Annotated in this window: 18 protein-coding genes; 13 read left to right on the top strand and 5 right to left on the bottom strand. The window is 37.4% G+C overall.

Annotated features, from left to right (window positions below):
• Window positions 1-78: 78 nt before the first annotated feature.
• From MKY78_RS04565 to MKY78_RS04530, 8 genes are all read left to right on the top strand, one after another.
• Complete coding sequence (locus MKY78_RS04565) at window positions 79-414, top strand: hypothetical protein (protein ID WP_186871034.1); 336 nt, start codon at window positions 79-81, stop codon at window positions 412-414.
• Between the two features lie 70 nt (window positions 415-484).
• Entirely contained in the window at window positions 485-772 is a 288-nt protein-coding gene (locus tag MKY78_RS04560) for a hypothetical protein (protein ID WP_186871035.1), read from the top strand.
• A gap of 132 nt (window positions 773-904) precedes the next feature.
• The gene (locus MKY78_RS04555) at window positions 905-2,044 is read left to right on the top strand and encodes a sensor histidine kinase (protein ID WP_339216582.1); all 1,140 of its coding nucleotides are present in this window, start codon (window positions 905-907) and stop codon (window positions 2,042-2,044) included.
• Window positions 2,037-2,672 (top strand): response regulator transcription factor, encoded by a 636-nt coding sequence (locus MKY78_RS04550; RefSeq protein WP_339216581.1) that lies wholly within the window; start codon window positions 2,037-2,039, stop codon window positions 2,670-2,672. Before MKY78_RS04555 ends, MKY78_RS04550 begins: the two co-directional genes overlap by 8 nt.
• A 111-nt stretch (window positions 2,673-2,783) precedes the next feature.
• Complete coding sequence (locus MKY78_RS04545) at window positions 2,784-3,716, top strand: ABC transporter ATP-binding protein (protein WP_339216579.1); 933 nt, start codon at window positions 2,784-2,786, stop codon at window positions 3,714-3,716.
• A 12-nt stretch (window positions 3,717-3,728) separates the two neighbouring features.
• Complete coding sequence (locus MKY78_RS04540) at window positions 3,729-4,991, top strand: ABC transporter permease (RefSeq protein ID WP_339216577.1); 1,263 nt, start codon at window positions 3,729-3,731, stop codon at window positions 4,989-4,991.
• Window positions 4,991-6,088: an ABC transporter permease gene (locus MKY78_RS04535; protein WP_339216575.1), complete on the top strand. Its 1,098-nt coding sequence runs from the start codon at window positions 4,991-4,993 to the stop codon at window positions 6,086-6,088. The genes MKY78_RS04540 and MKY78_RS04535 overlap by 1 nt, the downstream gene beginning before the upstream one ends.
• A gap of 271 nt (window positions 6,089-6,359) precedes the next feature.
• A complete protein-coding gene (locus MKY78_RS04530; protein ID WP_339216573.1) occupies window positions 6,360-7,208 on the top strand; it encodes a patatin family protein in 849 nt (282 codons plus the stop codon).
• Window positions 7,209-7,287: 79 nt separating this feature from the next.
• Here MKY78_RS04530 and MKY78_RS04525 read toward each other — a convergent pair whose 3' ends face one another.
• On the bottom strand, window positions 7,288-8,202 hold the full coding sequence (locus tag MKY78_RS04525; protein WP_339216571.1) for a helix-turn-helix domain-containing protein: 915 nt from the start codon (window positions 8,200-8,202) through the stop codon (window positions 7,288-7,290).
• 133 nt (window positions 8,203-8,335) lie between these two features.
• On the opposite strand from MKY78_RS04525, the gene MKY78_RS04520 reads away from it, so the two are divergent.
• Entirely contained in the window at window positions 8,336-9,685 is a 1,350-nt protein-coding gene (locus MKY78_RS04520; RefSeq protein ID WP_339216569.1) for an amidohydrolase family protein, read from the top strand.
• A gap of 168 nt (window positions 9,686-9,853) precedes the next feature.
• On the opposite strand, the gene ade is transcribed toward MKY78_RS04520, so the two are convergent.
• Window positions 9,854-11,626, bottom strand: a complete 1,773-nt coding sequence (ade, locus tag MKY78_RS04515) for an adenine deaminase (RefSeq protein WP_339216567.1) — start codon at window positions 11,624-11,626, stop codon at window positions 9,854-9,856.
• Between the two features lie 25 nt (window positions 11,627-11,651).
• The gene (locus MKY78_RS04510; protein ID WP_211741969.1) at window positions 11,652-12,956 is read right to left on the bottom strand and encodes an NCS2 family permease; all 1,305 of its coding nucleotides are present in this window, start codon (window positions 12,954-12,956) and stop codon (window positions 11,652-11,654) included.
• A 265-nt stretch (window positions 12,957-13,221) separates the two neighbouring features.
• On the opposite strand from MKY78_RS04510, the gene MKY78_RS04505 reads away from it, so the two are divergent.
• The 4 genes from MKY78_RS04505 (at window position 13,222) to MKY78_RS04490 (ending at window position 18,771) form a co-directional block, all read left to right on the top strand.
• Window positions 13,222-14,442, top strand: a complete 1,221-nt coding sequence (locus MKY78_RS04505) for a DUF418 domain-containing protein (protein WP_186871046.1) — start codon at window positions 13,222-13,224, stop codon at window positions 14,440-14,442.
• Window positions 14,443-14,546: 104 nt separating this feature from the next.
• Entirely contained in the window at window positions 14,547-17,744 is a 3,198-nt protein-coding gene (locus tag MKY78_RS04500) for a DEAD/DEAH box helicase (RefSeq protein WP_339216563.1), read from the top strand.
• A 223-nt stretch (window positions 17,745-17,967) separates the two neighbouring features.
• On the top strand, window positions 17,968-18,486 hold the full coding sequence (locus MKY78_RS04495; protein WP_339216561.1) for a DinB family protein: 519 nt from the start codon (window positions 17,968-17,970) through the stop codon (window positions 18,484-18,486).
• 150 nt (window positions 18,487-18,636) lie between these two features.
• Window positions 18,637-18,771, top strand: a complete 135-nt coding sequence (locus tag MKY78_RS04490) for a YjcZ family sporulation protein (protein ID WP_339216559.1) — start codon at window positions 18,637-18,639, stop codon at window positions 18,769-18,771.
• A 198-nt stretch (window positions 18,772-18,969) separates the two neighbouring features.
• Here the strand turns inward: MKY78_RS04490 and MKY78_RS04485 are convergent, their stop codons facing one another.
• Entirely contained in the window at window positions 18,970-19,323 is a 354-nt protein-coding gene (locus MKY78_RS04485; protein WP_339216557.1) for a VOC family protein, read from the bottom strand.
• Window positions 19,324-19,476: 153 nt separating this feature from the next.
• Entirely contained in the window at window positions 19,477-20,904 is a 1,428-nt protein-coding gene (locus MKY78_RS04480) for a hypothetical protein (protein ID WP_339216555.1), read from the bottom strand.
• Window positions 20,905-20,971 lie beyond the last annotated feature (67 nt).

Raw genomic sequence — 20,971 nt, 5'->3', positions numbered from 1 at the left:
TAATAGGGAGTTCATCTAAGCATATGATATCTATTTGAATATAATATAGCGACTATTACAAAAAGGAGGGAATAATCTATGAGTAACGTATGGAGAAACCCAAGTATCTTTGGGGATAGTGGAAGAGGATCTGGTGACTCTAGATCAAGAAGTAATTCAAAAAGTAATTCAAGAAGCGATGCTGATAATGAACTAGATTTCAGAAGTGATAATGAAGTAGATAATGATACTGATGTTCGTGTTAAAGATAAAAATACGAATGTTGCAAGGGCTAGAGTTGAAAATAGTGGTAATTCAAGAGTAGATCTAGATATTAATGTAGATAGTGAATCACGTGCAAGAGTACGTGCTAGGTCCGAAGCGGATTCAGATCAGGACCAAGATCAAAGACAAGATCAAGATTTTGATTTCTAATGAGTCTTTGCGAGGGATACTTGATGCAGTATCCCTCTCTTTAAATTTATCACCAAGAGGAGTGAATATATTGGAAAAGCGAATAGAAAATAAATTAAAAACGCTGATAGACAAGAGTGGAAACTCAGATATAGATCTTGTTGTAAATATAGAAACAAAGGCAATCGCTTATAGTGTTTTATGCGGAATTTATGCTAGAGGAGATATAAATGAAGAAGAACTAGAAAGAGCAGTTGAAAAATTAGATTCATTGATTGAGCGGGACAAGAGAAAACAAAGAGAAAGAAATCAAGTATTGGAATTTAATCAGAATCATAGAGAAAATTCAAAGCGTACTTCAAGAAGAAAATGGATTTAAACATTTTCTTCTTTTTTATACCTTAAGATCTGGATCTAACCTGAAGAAGCTCGAATTTTAGACGGAGGTGTTGAATAGCTCGGTATCATAGTATAATGAAAAAAATGGTAAGTTTAAAAGGAGCATTTAATCATGAGGAAATCATATTTTATATGGCTTGCTATTTATGGTGTTGTTTGGGTATTTGCTTATTTAGCATTTCCATCAGGCATAAATAAGATACAACTTACTAGTATGTGCGTGTTTTTCATCATTTTGTTTATACTTCCTATCACTGCAAATAAACCAATTTGGCAGACCATTTTATTCTCCATACAAGCACTAACCACTATCGGAGTTTTTCATCACATGGGCAATATGTTCAATCCATATGTATTTCTAATTCATGCGTTAATTATTGCCGAAGCGGTGTTTTACCTTAATCGCCTGAAGAGTTTTATTGTGATTGGTGTTCAACTAATATGTGCTTTCGTAATCATGATGGAAGCTAATCTCTCTACTACCATATTAGTTTGGTATGGACTTTTACATAGTTTAATAATTACTGCCCTGTTCTATTTTCAGACGGTACATATTAGAGAAAACGAACTATCAAAGAAGTATGATGTCTTATTAGATGAATATAGAAAAATGAAAAGACAGCTTATGATTGAAGAAGAACAAGCAAGACTCGATGAGCGTAATCTGATTGGACGGGAAATCCATGATTCAGTTGGACATAAGCTTACTGCTTTGTTAATGCAATTTGAGGCATTCCGTTTAAATGCTGTGGAACAAGATAAAGAGAAAATGACAACCCTTAAAGAGCTTATCAGTCAAAGCTTAGATGAAACAAGAAAAGCGGTAAAATCCTTTACTCAACCAGAAGTAGGCGGTCTCCAGGGGATTATAAGGCTAATCCGAAAGCTGGAAATAGAAAGCTATATGAAAATTCATTTCTCTGTTAAGCATGGTGCTTTCGCAGCTCCACTCTCAGGGGAGCAGTCCTTTGCCATATATCGTGCTGTACAAGAAGCGCTGACTAATATTATGAAGCATAGCTCAACAAGAGAGGCGCGTGTTATGTTTGAATCGCCTGGTCGAAGTATTTTTCGTTTCGAAGTAATCAACCAAACAACTTCTAATTACCATTTTCAAGAAGGATATGGATTGAAAGCAATGCGAGAACGATTAGAAAAAGTTGGAGGTTCATTGGATGTCACACAGGATGAGCATCAATTTAGGGTAAAAGGGGTTATTCGATTAATAGAACGAGGTGGACAGTATGATTAAAGTGTTGTTAGCAGAGGATCAAGTAATGGTACGTCAAGGTCTAAAAGCAATGATTGAAACAGATAAGGAGATTATTGTAACGGGTGAAGCAGACAATGGTATGGAAGCTGTTGCTTTATGTGAAAAACAGCTTTTTGATATAGCTATATTAGATATTCGTATGCCAGAAATGGATGGGATTGAAACCGCAAAGGTATTACGGACACGATTCCCGCATATAAAAGTTTTAATGCTTACAACGTTTGACGACCAGCATTACGTGGTAGATTCGCTGAAGCTTGGAGTTAGTGGATACATGCTCAAAAACGGCGACACGGAGTCTCTTATACGATCGATTAAAAGTACGATGAGTGGTGGACTCTCACTGGAAGGTCAGGTTGCAGCAAAAGTAATGCCTTATCTCCTTCAAAACCAAGAAGCAGATAAATCGGTAGACCCAACATTAACACCAAGAGAAAGAGCCATTTTAAAATGTATTGGAGAAGGGCTCAATAATAAGGAAGTAGCAGAACGGTTAGGGTTATCTGTAGGAACGGTAAAAAATCAAACGAGCCAAATTTTAGATAAATTAGAGTTAAGAGATCGAACCCAATTAGCAATATATGCAATTCGCCATCGATTAGTTTAGAAAAAATGACGAAAGTAACTAGTACCTATATCGTAAGTGACCAAAGTCAGTAGTGGCTTTGGTTTTTTTCGATTATGATGCAAGTATCAAACAGAAAAAAGGAGGAAAACCATGCTTGAAACTATCCGTTTAAGTAAGTCTTTCAAAGGAAAAAAGGCAGTGCAAGATGTTAATTTATATTTGGATAACGGAGAATCGGTTGGTCTGATAGGGCCAAACGGGGCTGGAAAATCAACAACGATTTCGATGATTTCATCATTAATAAAGCCAACAGCTGGAGAAATAAAGCTCAATGGTGAAAACATCATCAATAAACCGGAACAATTGAGGCGTATTTTAGGTGTAGTGCCACAGGAATTAGCGCTTTATCAGGAACTATCAGCATATGAGAACCTAAAATTTTTTGGTTCGATTTATAAGCTAAAGGGGGATGACCTCGAAAAAAGTATTCAGCGCTCATTGGAGATAGTAGGTTTGGAAGGTCGCCAAAAAGATTTAGTAAAAACTTTTTCAGGCGGGATGAAGCGACGGGTAAATATTGCTGTAGCATTACTACATCAACCCAAAATACTAATCTTAGATGAACCTACTGTTGGAATTGACCCACAATCTAGAAATCATATATTAGAAACGGTACGCATGTTAAATCAAAAGAATGGTACAACGATTCTATATACGAGCCATTACATGGAGGAAGTGGAGCAGCTTTGTGACAGATTGTACATTATGGATAATGGAGAAATTATTGCAACGGGGACAAAAGGTGAGCTACTAAGCATATTATCCGCAGAGGACACCATCAAAGTACAATTAAGCAAGATGAATGAAGTGTTTGTAGAGCAGGTGAAAGCGATAGAAGGGGTCCGGAAAGTAGAAGCTTCTGATGTAAATTTAAAAGTTATTGCAAATAAAGGGATCAATTTAGTCAGTGAATTAGTCTCCCTTGCCAATAACCATCATATTAAAATGATTAATTTTCATACGGAGACTCCGAGTTTGGAGGATGTATTCCTTCATTTGACTGGTCGAACTTTACGCGATTAAGGAGGTGTAGGAATGGGTAGCTTTATCAAAAAGGATTTATTAATTATGTGGCGAGATCGAAAAGAACTTATTACAGTTCTCTTGCTCCCGATTATTTTAGTAGTCGTACTAAATTTTGTTTTTTCTGGATTGCTAGGTAATGATAAAGAGTCTGAGCTTGATTTACAATTAGCGGTCGTAAATCAAGATAATCATGCAGACTTACAAGCCCAAATGAAGGATAAGTTAATGGATAACGAATCTGTTGGGAAAGAAGAAGTAGCTGTATTGGTAGAACAAGCAAGTCAGCTGAATCCAGCTTCGATGCTATTACATTACCTAGAAAGTGATGATTTAAAGAGCTTCGTAACAATACAAGAGCTTGAAGAAGCAGATGCTATAACAAAAGCAGAAGATGGTGAAGTAGACGGCATTCTAATTATACCGGAAGGGTTTAGTGCCGATAGTCTATATGCAGCCTTTGTCGGACAGAGTCCAACCACTTCATTGGAATTAAAAATAGAAAAAGAAACTCAAAATAATCGTATTTTATTTGATATCATTCAGGGGTTTACAGATCAATTGAATTATCAATTTGCACTACAGGAATTAGATGCTTCTCAAGTAGAGATAGTAACTCCAGAAGGTGGAATCGAAAAAGTAGGAGCAGGTGATAGTTTTACACTAACTCAATATTTTACGATAGCAATGGGAGCATTGTTTGCCTTATTTCTAGCCTCGACCGTTGCTACTAAAGCAGGAGTAGAAATTAGAGAAAGAGTATTTTACCGTATTCAATTATCTAATAGTAATCCAATCCTCTATTTAATTGGAAAAATGGTATCTACTTTCATCTTAACTTGGCTGCAAATGATGTTTATTTTTGTATTTGCTCATTTTGTCCTTGATGCCTTTGCTGACAGGTCATTAAGTTTCTGGCTTGGCCTTATAGGAATTGTTACTTTACTTGCTATTGCTATTGCTAGTTTGGCAGCAATGTTCACAAGTATTTCGCTTCGCGTGATGAGTATTGATACAGCAAATGGGATCTTTATGCTATTTATTTTATTGTTCGGTATTATCGGTGGAAACTTTGTTCCTATTTATATATTACCGGATTGGCTTATGAAAATTGGTGAATGGACACCAAACGGGCTATCTTTAGTAATGCTCACTAATTGGATTCAGTTCGAAGAGTTATCAAACATCTTCACATCCATTCTGATTTTGATTGGGTTCTTCCTTTTATTTTTGATAATTAGTTTGGCCTTGTATCCAAAAAGGGGGAAAGCATAATGAAGTCAGTTTTATGGGCGCAATTTATTAAAGATAAGCGAAACCCGCTTTTCATCCTATTATTTATAGCTGCAAGCATTCTAGGTATCCTTTTATTTGCTGGAGGTGTTCAATCGCCGACAAAGGTTACTATCTTTAGTGAAGAGGAAAATGCCTCTGAAATAGTAGAGAAATGGCAAGAGCTGTTAAATATGGATAGCTCATTTACGTTCGAAATTGGTACTCCTGAACAGGCTCGTGAAGATGTAACAGATGGAAGAATTGACGTAGCATTAAAATTAATGGACATGGATTACCGGTTAGTCATAGCTAGTGAGCTTCCAACTATTTCTTTAGTTCGTCAACACGTGGAAAAAGTGTTTCAACGCGAAGCACAAATTCGCGCAGTGGCTGAAGCGGAAGAGGATGAAAATGTTCGAAGCAAGATCAATAGCTACCTTGAAAACGCACCATTTCACATAGAAACGAGAGGACTAGACGGAGAAGAGCTTCCGAATTTTAACATGAGTACTCAATTATTGTTTGCTTTTACCTTTTTAGTTGCTATGTTTATCCTAGGTTTGAAAGTGAACAATGTGACACATGATAAAGTTTCTGGTGTTTGGAATCGAATGATATTATCACCAATTAGTAAAGTAAGTATGTATAGCGGATATATTTTATATAGCTTTCTAATAACCATGTTTCAAATTGTGGTTGTGTTGCTCCTATTTAAGTATGTCATGAACTATGAATTAGGGGATCATTTAGGGCTAATTATCGTAATTTCTGCGTTTTTTGTTTTTAGTATGATTAGTATTGCTATGTTAATTACTGGATTTGTAAAAACTCCAGAACAATTTTTAAGCATTTACCCTTCAGTCATACCACTATTACCACTTATTAGTGGAGTTTATATGATGCCAGGTACGATAACCAATCCAGTGTTATTGTTTATTGCTGACTTATTTCCGTTGTCCCATGCAATGGATGCATTAATGTCTGTCATATTTAATGATGGTAGATTGGGAGATATTATGAGGTCTCTATTGATTATGTTACTAATTGGAGTCGTGGCGATGGGAATAGGGATTAATATGATTGAACGGAGGAAATAGTATTCATTACGTTTAATGAATAGGTGAAAAAGCTCTCGAGTGTAAAAGACCGAGAGTTTTTTCAATTTAGACAGTAGAAGAGCGTTAAATCTCAGCCTAGAAAACAGTGATCTAAAATGAAGCTAAACATGATAAAAGAAGAATAAAAAAGGCGGATGAGAAGCAACTAGTTAGAAACTTCCACTTTTTGTATATATAATAGGAGAAGTATTAATAAAAACAACGTTGTCTTCATCTAAAAAGAAAAGACGTAGATTTTGAGGTGGAATGTTTGAAGAACACAGGATTAGTATTAGAAGGTGGAGGAAGCAGAGGAATCTATACGGCTGGCGTTATTCATTATTTAATGGAGCAGAATATATACCTTCCATATGTAATTGGTGTATCTGCAGGTGCTTGTAATGGTTCGTCTTATGTCGCGCGGCAAATAGAGCGAAATAGAGCGGTTCTGATTGATTACTTAGACCATCCCGATTATATATCATTTCGAAACTTCGTAAAGAAAAGAGAAATTTTTGGGATGGATTTTTTATTTGACGTGTTACCAAATGAACTAGAGCCTTTTGATTTTGATGCATTTTATGCTGCAAAAGAGGAGTTTGTCATTGGTGTTACCGACTGTATGACTGGGGAGCCTGTTTTTTATAAAAGGGAAGATTATAAAGATGAAATATTAAAGATAATTCGGGCATCGAGCTCCTTGCCATTATTCGCACCAGTTGTTGAATATGATAATCGAAGTTTGCTAGATGGAGGTATTTCCGATCCAATTCCAATCAAGCAATCGGTAAAAGACGGGAATCAAAAAAATGTCGTCATTTTAACGAGAAATAGAGGTTATGTTAAAAAGCCACAATCATTTGGATGGTACATGCGCAAAAAATATAAACAATACCCCGGTCTATTAAAAGCAATAGAAAGACGTCACCATGTATATAATGAAACATTAAATTATATATTTGAAGAGGAGAAAAAAGGAAATGTGTTTGTCATCAGCCCATCTGAAAAGTTAGAAGTTGGACGTGTGGAAAGAAGTAAAGCTAAACTAACCGACCTATATCATCTAGGGATGAAGGATGTAAAAAAACTGTCGGAGGAATTAAGGGAATTTTTATCCTAGTTGAAGAAATAATCACCATGAGAAGAGTATTATAGAATCATATATAATAAATCGCACCTCTTAACAAGGAGGTGCGATACTATTTTGTATTAGATATTTTAATATATGATAAAATCTGCTCTAAATATAGACTAGTGTTATTGGCATTTCCCACCGAACCTAAATCTCTCAGAATTTGAATGGTTTGTCGTAGTTTAGCCTCTCCAGATTCCTTGTTCCCTAACTTTAACTCTGAGGCTCCCTTTAGTTGCAGGATTTTAAGCCGTTCAAATAATTTATCTTCGGGTAATTGTATGGCATCAAGATAGGAGAAAAATTCCGTAATTTCCTGTTCGTATGTTAATTCTTCGGGAAAGCGATTAACTGGACCTATTAAGTAGGTAATGGTATTGATAAGGATAGCAGTAATCGTATCACGTGCTTTTTTTAATTCTTGATAACGGCTGCTTTTTATGTATGCTGTCTTAGAAAGCTGTATCACTACACCAGGATCAAGAAAGAACATCGTAGCGCTATAGAGAGCTAATTCGTAATATCCCCATACTTCGACCCGAAATAAATAATCTGTTAACAGATCGATTTCCGCTTTATTCACATTTTCGTCCATCATGGTGGAGCTCACCATACTATCGTAAACCTCAAGCATTAATACATTAAAATAATATGTTTCTATTCCATAACGCTCCCACTTTTTCATTTCTTGATCTTTTAGTTGCTTTAATCGATCTGAATTTTGACTAGTGTAGGCTGTATTGACTAGCTGGAAGAATTGTTCGAGCTGGCTTGGTTGGTAGTCGTGATGTACATATATAAATTCATCCATACTGAGCATCAGCTTGTCTAAAATTCTTGTGAAAATTCCAAGTGTTATATCCGAATCACCACGTTCAAATTTTGATAAAAATGAAATGGAACATACTCCATCAGCTAGCTCTTTCATCGTTACCCCTTTTTGCTTACGAATTATTCGAAAGGTTTCTCCATAGCTCCTCAATATTCTAACCACCTAACCTCAAATTCCACTATATGAAAGTTTTATAAATATTGCTAACCATCCAAATTAAAATAAACATACAACAAGTTCTTTTCCATTAGTATAACGGAAGAAATTAGAGGAGGATAATGAAATGAAAGAATTAAGGCATTATATTGCAGCGAATGGAACGATAATTGATGTGGAAAATGAAGTTTCTTTTGAGGGTTCTATTGAAATCTGTGATGGGAAAATAAGCAGGATTTATAGACAAAATGAAGCATTACCAGATGATATTAGTGTAGTGGATGTGAGTGGAAAGTATCTTATTCCTGGATTAATTGATATGCATTGCCATATTCAAGAACGATTTGCACCACATTTTTTAGCATCAGGGGTAACAACGGTCCGTAACACCGCGGGAAATGTATTTCTACTTAAGAATATGATTGATGCTCCATTCGATGTACCTACTCCACGTGTATATGCTGCAGACCGCATGATTGATGGACCCCCTGGCCTATGGGGACCAACCAGTTTTGGAAATCTAGTAACTGATGACCCAGAAATAGCTAGAAAAGAAGTGAGAAGACAGGCTGAAGCAGGGGCAAAATTTATTAAAGTGTATGGGCTGATAAAGAAAGAGGTTTTACAGGCAGTGGTGGAAGAGGCGAGAGAATTTAATCTAGAAGTAAGTTGTGATCTCATCCATGCAAAGGAATTGAATGCTTTAGAAGCAGCAGAAATTGGAGTGACATGGTTTGAGCATGCTTCAGGATTTGTACAAGCTCTTTATGATGGCTGGCATCCAACCGCGGATCAAGAAAAGTGGCGTCATATTGATTGGGAGAAACCAGATGAGGCGAGAATCAAAGCATTGTGTGAGGAAATGCTTAAGCATCATGTGAAGCTTTGCCCTACTTTAGTGCTTACGGACCAAGTAACACAGCAACCTAACCCGTGGTATCCCAAAAATAAAGTAACCGAGTCACTTAAGAAAGAAGGGATTTTAATCGATCACTGGGAAAAAAATGCGGAACAGGAAGCACTACTAAAAGAGCAGATCGGTATATTAGATCTGTTTACGAAAACAGTTGCCAAAACCTATGCCGATTTGGGAGGAACCGTTGTCGCAGGAACGGACACTCCTGCACTTATTTGGACCTTCCCAGGCATGGCTTTACATCGTGAATTAGAGTTATTTGTAGAAATTGGATTTTCAGAAATAGAGGCATTACAGGCTGCAACAATCCAGGCTGCCAGGTCTATCCAAATGGAGGAAATGGGTGTAATAAAAGAAGGGTTTATCGCGGATTTAGTCGTATTAGATGCGAATCCATTGATTGATATTCAACATACGAAGAGCATTCATCACATAATTAAAGGAGGAAAAATTTATTCACAAGATGAAATACTAAGTAACGTTCCAAGTGACGAATATATGGATAAGTTGCTAGCTGATTTTCAGATCGAATGGGAAAAAATTGAATCAGTGCAAAGCTAAAACATGAATTCATAGGCAGGTAAGGGTTGGGGATTTATATGATCAGCATAGGCAGAGGAGTACTAGTTTAAATCCGAGTTATGTACGTACTGGAAAAAGTAGTACTTAAGTAAGATAAAAACAAGGGATAGTCAGTTTAACTATCCCTTGTTTTTAATAGTAAAGATGTTAATGTGTTTCGATTACTAATGGTACAAATTTTTGATTATCTACATCAACTAATCCCATATCGGTTATTTTTGCTTTTGGTATAACAGGAAGTGTAGCGATTATTAATCGATGGATTGGATTTTTTCCGGGCATCATGCTTGCTTCAATTCGGTCCAAGAAAGCATTAATCCGTGGTGAAAATTCTTCAGCACTCTCCGTTGTCATTAACCCTGCAATCGGTAATTTAAGTTCAGCAACGATTTCCCCGTTTTTTACAGCAACCATTCCACCATTTGATTCTCTTAAGTGATTCGCTGCAATCTTCATATCTGTTTTGTTTACCCCTAATACCGCCAAATTATGACTATCGTGGGCAACAGTGGTTGCTACAGCACCTTCGATTATTCCAAATCCAGCTAAAACCCCTTTTGCAACATTGTTATTATGTCCGTGTCGATGAAAAACAGCGATATAGTTTAGTGGTGCTTTCTTACCATCATACTCACCTAAATTCACCTCTCCGTTAACAACCGGTAAGGTAACTTCAAGGAAATTCGTTGGAATTCCAGGCGCATAATCATATTCGATGGCATTAACTTTTGCTACGGTTGCATGTGGTTCTTCTACTGTAATGGATAGATCCTCTTCTTTAATTTCGGATAGTTTTACCGTATTCATAAAGTGCATAGGAGGATTAATTACATTTTGTTTTCTAATTAGATTACCCTTTTCCACGATTAGTTTTCCTGAAGTGAATACATCGGATACTACCATCGTCTTGATATCATCTAGTAGAACGATATCGGCAATTCGACCAGGGCTGATTGCACCAATATCGGTTCTTCTTAACCGGTTGGCAGCATTCAAGGTGCCATATCGAATGGCATTGATTGGGTCAATTCCTTCCTCTATTGCACGGCGAACCACATGATTCATATGACCTTGTTGTAATAAATCATTCGCTTTTACATCATCCGAACACAAGCAAACATTAGGTAGGTAGCCTTTATCTTTAATTACTTTCGCAATAGGTGCTACATTGTACGAAAAGGAGCTTTCCCGAATTTCAACAATCATTCCCGCTTGAAGTTTCTCTAGTGCTTCTTCACCGGTACGACATTCATGGTCGGAGTCAATTCCAGCTACTAGGTACGCAGAAAGATCACGCCCACTTAACGTTGGTGCATGGCCTTGAGCAATTTTTCCAGCATCAAGTGCAGCTTGGACAATACCAGCCATGCGCGGGTCTTGATGGACGACATCGTAATAATTCATCACTTCAGCTAATCCATCTATACCGTCCCATTGTATTAATTTCTCTACCAGTTCAGGAGTGAAATCAGCACCCGACGTTTCTAAACGAGGTGCAGATGGTACACAGGAAGGGAGATAAGTAAGGATTCGTAAATCCAAATCCTTACTTGCTTCAATCATATAAGCAAGCCCTTCTTCTCCTAGTACATTCGTAATTTCATGTGGATCTGTTACAACTGTTGTGGTCCCATGAGGCAGAACTACTTCCGCATACGTACTTGGAGTCAGCATACTGCTTTCGATGTGTACATGTGTGTCAATTAATCCTGGGATAGCGTATTTTCCCTGACCATCTATCACTTGTTTTGCTTGTAAAGTTGTTACTCCTGGCTTTGTTATATGAGCAATTTTATCTTGAAAAATTCCTATCGCTGCCGGGTAAATCTCACCGGTAAAAACATTAACTAATTTAATATTTTCAATGGCTAAATCTAACGGTATATCACCACGAGCAGCTGAAATCAGATTATGATTCATATTCGTTCACTCCAATACTAATCTATTAAATTAACCAAAGGTAATACGCTAGTGGAATACATAAGAAATATAGTCCAATAGGAATTTCGCGAACTTTTCCTGTGATTAATTTAATGACAACATAGGATAATATTCCAAACACAATTCCATTTGCGATACTGAAAGAAAATGCCGTTACTAGTATCGTAATTAATGCTGTGGCTAATTCATCTAATTTATCATAGTTGATATTTTTAAGAGATTCTAAAATAGTAATCCCGATTACTACTAGTGCTGGAGCAGTTGCAACAGATGGAACCATTAGGAATATAGGAGTTAATAATAAACATATCCAGAACATGACCCCTGCTGAAACAGCCGTTAAACCGGTTTTACCACCTTCACTAACACCACTTGCCGATTCTACATAGGTTGTGACAGTGGTAACCCCTAGTAAGGAACCAGTTATCGTTGCAGATGAGTCAACTATAAATGGCTTTTTAATTCCTGGTAGGTTGCCGTCTTTATCTAATAATCCAGCCTTTCCACTAACTCCTAATATTGTTCCAAGAGAAGAAAAGAAATCACCGGTAAAGAAAGTAAAGATTAACGGGAAGAACGATAGCTTTAATGCCGCTATCCAATCAACTTGAAAGAAGATGGATGTTGGATTTGGCGGTAATTGGAAAAATGTATCCGGTAAATTGGTAATTCCTAATGGAAGTCCTAGGACTGTAATTAAAATGATTCCCCATAGTACGGCACCTTTTACTTTCCTTGCCATTAAACCAATCGTAACCAAAATACCAATTACGGCTAATAGAACACTAGGTTCATGTAGGGTAGCTAGTGTCATATTGTTGCTTCCTTCTCGTTGAATGATAATACCACCATTCACAAGACCAGTGCCGACTATAAAAATACCCACTGATCCACTAATAGCAAGCTTAATATTTTTTGGAAGCATGTTGGAGATTGCTTCACGAAGGCCAAGTAAGGTTAAGACCAAGAAGGCTACACCAGAAATAAATATCATTCCTAAAGCCGTCTCCCATGTTGCAAGACCTGCTGCTACAACGGAGTATGCAAAAAAGGCGTTACTTCCCATTGCCGGTGCAAGGGCAAATGGTCGATTTGTAAAAATACCCATAATAATAGAAAATAGTCCAGAAACAATCATAGTGGATACCATCACAGCACCTACAGGCATGCCGGCAGCACCCATTAAATTAGGTTGAACGATGATGATATATGCCATTGTAATAAATGTTGTTATTCCGGCTAATATTTCGGTTCTAATGTTCGTGTTTAGCTCATTCAGTTTAAACATGCGATTAAGAAAATTACTCATGTAGTTGTTCTCTCCTTGTCGAATTATGTCGCTATAACCTGTTATATCACTTTCTAGTAATGATAGTCAACCTATTTTCATACATTTTCATCATTTGTTGTCGTTAATGTTCGGATTTTACTGTTTTGAGTAATTGTTAATCCAGATATAAATATATAATAGAGATAAATGGCTATAAATTTGAAACCTTATAATCAAGGGAAACGTATTTCTGATTAAACGTACTTGTAGGTAAATTACACAAGTATTCCGAGGGGGAGTAAGTTTGGAGAATTCGCCAATATCGAGTAAAGAGAGAATCGTAACAATTGATATTATTCGAGGGTTTGCGTTGTTTGGCATTTTTTTAGTCAATATGCCGTCCTTTCATAGTGCCATATTTATGAAATCAATGTATGGAGTGGAACCGGTATATACGGGATTGGATTATTGGTTAGATGTATTTTTTACGCTGTTTATCGATATGAAGTTTTTTACTATCTTTTCATTTTTGTTCGGATTAGGGTTTTATATTTTCATTAGTCGTGCTGAGGGGAAGGGCTTAGCTGCAACAAGTCTATATACGAGAAGAATGCTGGCATTATTATTGTTTGGTCTTATCCACCTTATTGCACTTTGGTATGGCGACATTTTGCATACCTATGCCCTTGCTGGGTTTTTCTTATTGTTTTTTTACAAAAGAAAGATTAAAACCATGCTCATCTGGGCAGGGAGCTTGTTACTAGTTTATAATGCCTTTAATAGTTTGACATTATTAATACCAAGTACTTTTCTAGAGGAGGTACAAGAATCATCAGCCGTAGTGGAAAGGGCTGTTTCTAATTATACGGAGGTTTATCAGAATGCTGGGTACCTAGAGTTAGTTAACTTTCGACTAGGGACAGAGTTACCAATGATTCTATTCAATCTAATTCTAGCAATGCTACCAGTATTGGCGATGTTTCTTATTGGGTTGGCTGCAGGGAAAGCTGGTGTATTCCAATATGTAACGAAGTACCTAAAGCTACTGAAGCAAATACGTCTTGTTACGTTCCTTATCAGTATTCCGCTTACTGCGATATTAGCTTTATTTACCTTAGGAATAGTGGATTGGGGAATTAAACAAGATTATGTCATTTATGTGTTAACTAGTGTTGGTAGTATTCCGTTATGCTTGTTTTATATTTCAGCCTTGACGTTATTACTTCAGCATGAAAAATGGCAACAAAGACTACGTGCACTTCGATTTACTGGTCAAATGGCGTTAACGAATTATCTATTCCAAACCATCTTTTCCGTTGTGATTTTTGTAGGATTTGGGTGGTATGGTAATGTAAGTCTTGGCATTGGAACGCTAATTTGTTTAGGGATTTTTGCAGGGCAAATGATGATAAGCACACTGTGGCTGAAGAAGTTTCGCTTTGGTCCATTTGAATGGTTGTGGAGAACGATTACGTATTGTAGGATACAACCGATTGCGAAGGATGTAAACTCGAAATCACCTTAGGCTACTAAAGAGCAGTAGTACTGGCATGTTTTCATTTTTTATGCTAATTTCTTAACTAAGAGATTATGAACGTATCTATGATCATAAGTAAAGGAGTGGCCCCAATGGAAATTAAACTAAATCAAAAAGTCATCAACGAGCGTTGTGGGGCCGTCTCCTTTAAAAGAGGGGACGCCTTTTATCGTAATGGAAAGGTATGGTTAGAAGCGATAACTTCTGAGTCCTTGGATGCTGTAGTACAAGGTGCAGAGGATTTCCAAGTCCACCTCGAGAAAACGAACCAGGGGTTTACTGCGACTTGTAGTTGCCCGTCACTTACTTCGTTTCAAAAGGACTGCCAGCATGTTGCAGCAGTACTAATCGCCTATTCTCATCACCAGAAAGCAAGGACACACGAGCTGGATCCTGGAGAGGAATTACAAGAGTTACCAGAGGACTTACTCACGATATTTCAATCGCCCTCAACACGAAAATCTGGCGAGCAAACTCATTTTGAAAATAGAACGGTAGTAAGAGCGATGTTGCTATGCGTGGTTGTTCCTGATGAAGATCAAAATAATTTATTTGGTATTGGCTTGTCCATTGGGGGACAACCGATAAAAGATATTCGTGACTTTCTCTGTCAAATAGATGAAGGGAAAAGGTATACTATCACAGATAATTATACGTATGACCCGAGTAAACATTGCTTTGATAAAGAAACAGACCAAGTAATACAGCAGTTAAACCAAATCATGAATGACGAAAAAATGTATCTACGAGCAATGCCTACTAAAGGAAGGCATCAAGCTGACAAAGCAATATTACCTGTCCCAGCGTCCTCGTGGAATAAATTAGAGCCATTGTTAATCCTTGCTCCTCACGTGACATTGCAATATGCTGGCAAAGCGTATTCACAGTTTCAAGTAGTCGATGAGCCATTGCCACTAACATTTGAATTTAAGAAAAACGAAGGTAATGGCTATCAATTGGTAATAGACGGATTGGACAAAATGGTAATTTTACATGAATACGACACGGTACTTACCAATGGCAAGATTGTCGTGGTAAAACGAGGAGAAGCTGAGCGACTATATGGTCTTAAGCGAATGATGGAGAATTCCAGAACAAGCGCTATCCCTATACCTGCTAATCAACTGAAATATTATATGGAGAAACTAGTCCCGCATTTGCGAAAGCTTGGAGAAGTTCATTTAACTGGTGAAGTAAATGCAGAAATTCAAAAGACACCATTACAGGCAAAGCTGTATGTTGACCGTGTGAAAAATCGTTTGCTAGCAGGTCTTGAATTTCATTATGAAAATGTAGTAATCAATCCACTAGACGGGCGTCAGCCGAAAGTAGGTTCTATGATTATTCGTGATATCGAGAAGGAAGAAGAAATTCTCAACATCATGAAGGAGAGTCAATTTATCCAAACGGAAAGTGGTTATTATATTCAAAATGAAGAATTAGAGTATAACTTTTTACATCATCAATTACCGAAGCTGCACCAGTTGGTACAAGTCTACGCAACAACAGCAGTACGTTTAAGGATTTTACCTAAAACAACGGTTCCTAAAATTAAAGTGAGACATTACCGAGAAAGAACACATTGGCTTGAATTTACTTTCTCCATTGATGGTATCCCAGAAGAAGAAATCAAGGATGTATTAGCGGCATTAGAGGAAAAGCGAAAGTATTATCGACTAAGAAATGGTACACTTTTCTCTTTAGAAACAAGAGAAATGGAGGAAATCCATCGATTCATGCATCAAGTACCAAGTCAAATCGATGAATGGGACCAGCAATTGAACGTGCCCATTGTGGAAGGACTAAGGTTACTTAATACGATGGAGTCTAGTGATACAGTGACGATAGAAGCATCTTTTAGGGAATTTCTTCATACTATTATGCATCCTGAACAGTTACCTTATGCTGTACCGAAATCCTTAGAAGATGTGCTGCGCACGTACCAAAAACAAGGCTTTAAATGGATGAAGGCTCTTGCACATTATGGATTCGGTGGGATACTAGCAGATGATATGGGGCTAGGGAAAACGATTCAAAGTATCGCTTTTATTCTATCAGAACTCGATGTTATCCGAGAAAGTGGACGTCCTGCATTAATTGTCTGTCCATCTTCTGTTACGTATAATTGGCAAAGCGAATTGATGAGATTTGCTCCTGAGCTTCAGATGGTAATCATTGACGGGAGCAAGACAGAACGGATGAAGCTACAGGCTGAGCTAACTAATGTAGATGTGATGATTACTAGCTATCCATTGCTACGCAGTGATAGTAGGTGGTATGAGGGACAGGAATTTCATGTTGTGTTCTTTGATGAAGCTCAAATGTTTAAGAACCCCCTAACCCAGACGGCAAGGGTGGTTAAAAAACTAAACGCTACCCACCGCTTTGCTTTAACTGGGACACCGATGGAGAATGCATTAGAGGAGCTATGGTCCATCTTTCATGTTGTGTTTCCCGAATTATTTTTAGGATTAAGGGAATATAGTAAACTAACTAAGAAGCAGATTGCAAGGAGAATTCGCCCATTTATGCTGCGGAGAGTGAAAGAGGATGTTCTGGAAGAATTACCGGAGAAACGAGAAGCCATTGATACAACGGAATTACTGCCAGAGCAAAAGAAACTGTATGCTAGTTATTTGGCAAAGTTAAGGCATAAGACATTGCGACATCTGGATAGAGAAACAATAAGAAAAAATCGGATTAGAATATTGGCTGGACTAACCAGACTACGACAAATCTGCTGCCATCCTGCTTTATTTGTTGATGGCTATGAGGGGTCTTCGGCAAAATTTGAACAGCTTATTCGAATCGTAGAGGAAGCAAGGCTTGCTGGACGCAGAATGCTGATATTCTCGCAATTTACAAAGATGTTAAACCTTATAGGACAAGAATTAACGCTTGAAGGAATTTCACATTTTTATTTGGATGGACAAACCCCTTCAGAGGAAAGGGTCGCCTTATGTAATAGGTTCAATGCTGGCGAGAGAGATGTTTTTCTTATATCGTTAAAAGCTGGTGGTACTGGTCTGAACTTAACTGGCGCTGATACTGTCATTTTTTTCGATAGCTGGTGGAATCCTGCAGTAGAAGAACAAGCAGCAGACCGTGCTCATCGTATTGGTCAGACACAAACGGTTCAAGTAATAAAGCTAGTAGCTAAAGGTACAGTGGAAGAGAAGATGAATGAATTGCAAGCAAGGAAGCGCCATTTAATAGAAGAAGTAATCGATCCGCAAAGTGAACAATCGATGTCACTTACGGAAGAAGATATTCAAGCTTTGTTGCAATAAGTTCACTTGCCATAGTTTATAGTGATGCATCAAGAATCCAACCTTAGTAAATGGTATAAGGTTGGATTTTTTATTTTTAACGATTCGTTAGAAATAGGAACTAAACTTTCTTTTATATGTATATACATTAAACAAATTAGAAGGTGAATGAGTATGAGATTAAATAAACTTCAGGATTAAATTTTTTTAAAAGGTATGAAGCTAGTAAATAGGAGGGAAAAAGGTGAATTTTAAATTAGATGAGGCTCTGGAGATTTTGGAAAGAACACCTAAGACGTTAGAAAGTTTGCTTTTTGGTCTATCTGAAAGTTGGCTTCAAGTGAATGAAGGAGAAAGTACTTGGAATGCTTCCGAAGTGGTTGAGCATTTAATTGAAGCGGAGAAGGAGGATTGGCTGCCTAGAGTAGCAGCTATTCTTGTTCCAGATAAAGATAATCATTTTCCACCATTTGATCGCTTTGCCCATTTGAACAAAGAAGATAGATCAATCGATGTAGCATTAGCAGAATTTGCAAGGTTGCGAGTAGAGAGTATAGTAAAGCTTCGAGCCCTTATTCAAGATGATTCTGATTTTAGACGCACAGGTATTCATCCAGAATTTGGCGAAGTAACGCTTGAACAATTAATCTCGACATGGGTTGTCCATGATCTAACACATATCACCCAAATCGCTCGGGTAATGGCGAAGCGATATCAAAAGGATGTCGGTCCATGGGTTGCTTATTTAGGTGTGTTAAATTAGCCGTTTCTTCTTTGTGTCACTTTAAAAGGATTCTTTTCAAATAATATAATAAGATGAAAAATACAGGCGAATGTCACATACGCAATCGTCCATTTTTACATATCCTATTCATATAGAAATTATTAAGGAATATTTGAGGGGGTGTAAAGTATGGGATATGGAAGTTCATGTGGATGTGATATCGGACCATATTATGGATACGGCTATAATCATGGAAATGGATTTGTTCTAATCGTCGTATTGTTTATCCTGTTAATCATTGTAGGTGCTGCTTGTTTAAATTAGCTTAATGACAATCTTAATGAGAAAAGGAATGTAAAAGGAAGAGGGCACTTTTAGTTTAAAAAACTAAAGACTTATTGTGTAGAGTTTTTAGTTTTTTTATTTGCCTAAATGAAAACAAAGTTTTCATTTTCTTAATGAGTACACCTAAGAATGCTTGTATAAATAATCACACTCTTAGGTGTACTTTTTTAGAAAGGATTAATATTCACATACTTCTAAGCAATTTCCGTCTATGTCATAAAAGGCGAAGTACCGTGCACCATATTCTTTTATCTCTTCTACCTTGACGCCATTCATTTTTAAATGGCTATATGCCTGCTCTGCATTATTGACATAGAAATTAAACAAGCTACGTCTTGCTTGAAAATATACTGGGTCATTGGTAAGAAATAAGGTAATCGATGTATCGCCAAACTTAATACATTGATACTCTCTCTTATCACTCGCCCAATCGGGTATACCATCAAGCACTTGCATGTACCAATTCCGTGATTTTTCAATATCTCGTGTCGGTACAAAAACAGTGTCTATTCGTTGAAACAATGTTGACATAGTGTCTACCTCCTTTCCTACTTCGTACTATATAATTAATTCCACACAAACTAAGTAAATCCTTTTATCATTATGATTTAAAAGATAGAAAAAGCAGAGATTCTCTAGGATCCCTGCTCTTTCGCGTTCTTATCAACACCATCATGTTTACTATTAGAAGAACAGTAATGCAAAAAACATGGTAATTACTAATCCGGTAATGACTGGTATAAAGCTTTTTCTCACTAAATCAATTACAGATATCTTGGCAAAGCCTGCGATGGCGATGATCGGAGACCAGGCGACTAGTGTACCACCACCGACCCAAATGGCACCGATTTGTCCGATTGAAGCTAAGGTGGTGGGATCCATTCCGGTTGAAGTGCCAAGTGCCTCGGATAGCGATCCAATTAGAGGGAGACCGGAGAAGCCTGAACCATCTAGACCAGATATCATTCCTAATAGTAATACACCAAAGGCAGTGAACACCTCATTATTTGGGATGTAACGCTGACCTTCCTCTACTAAATCAAAAAGAAAGGATGGTGTTGTATCTGGGTCCGTACCGAAGATTTGCCCTGCCAATTCTCCACTTCCGATAAAGAAAAATGCGGCCACCGGGATAACAAGCCCCATTACTTTAAATGCAAATACAAACCCATTAACGATATGATCGCTTACGTCCTGGAGAGTTCTTCTATAATTGCGAAATAGAGACATAATGATAATAAGGATGATCGCTGTACCACCAACTAGTGCAGCCCCTGCTCCATCTTCTATGTCTGGTACAGCATCAGAAAACGTGGCAATAACGACATAGGTGACGATAATTAGAAAAATTGTAGGTACTAGAAAAGCAAATACCGTGGTACATTTCCCTCGTATCACATCTTTATCATCGGTTTTCATGTTTAAATCCTCATCTTTCCCATTCTCCCATTCTTTCAGATGTTCTTTCGCTGGTTTTCGAATCGTTTTTCGAATCATAAAATAAGCAATTGTTAAGGAGACTACCCCTGTTACTAGTGATAGGATTAATGTTTGTTCCCCTATTGCATTTGCTTCTAGTACACGACTACTAGAGGCTGTTAGCTCTGGTGCTACTTTTAAGACAAAATCGGAGGATAATGCCATCCCATGACCAGCTAGGGAAATCGCGATCGCAGAGCCAATTGGAGATAGTCCAGCAGAAATTGCTACCGGTATTAATAAAGCTCCGATTAATGGTACGGCAGGTGCCGGCCAGAAAAAAAGCGATAAAATGTACGTGATTACAATAAGCACGAGAAAGGCTAATGTCCCATTACGCATTACTTTTTGGAATGGTTTAACCATCTGTTCATCGGCACCTATGGACTGGATAGAACCAAGAAGTGCGGTCATAATCGCTATAATTAAAAAAATATGAAACAATTCAGTCGCAGCTGTTAAATTGGCATTGAAGATCGCCTGAATGCCATCTAATAAAGAACCAGTAAAGGCACAAGCAACGAAGAAGCTCATGACTAAAGCTGGAACGACAACATTTTGTCTACATAACATCGTGACAATAATGAATAATGTTCCGATTAAATATAACCAATGTGCTAATGATAGATCCATTGTATACTCCTTCAATAACAGATATTGAAAATCTCTGGGTGATTATACTATGTGGCTTGCGTCATTG

It is taken from the genome of Ornithinibacillus sp. FSL M8-0202 (genome assembly GCF_037975285.1).
Taxonomy (GTDB): Bacteria; Bacillota; Bacilli; order Bacillales; family Amphibacillaceae; genus Ornithinibacillus; species Ornithinibacillus massiliensis.
This window is presented reverse-complemented; position numbering and strand designations above follow the sequence as displayed.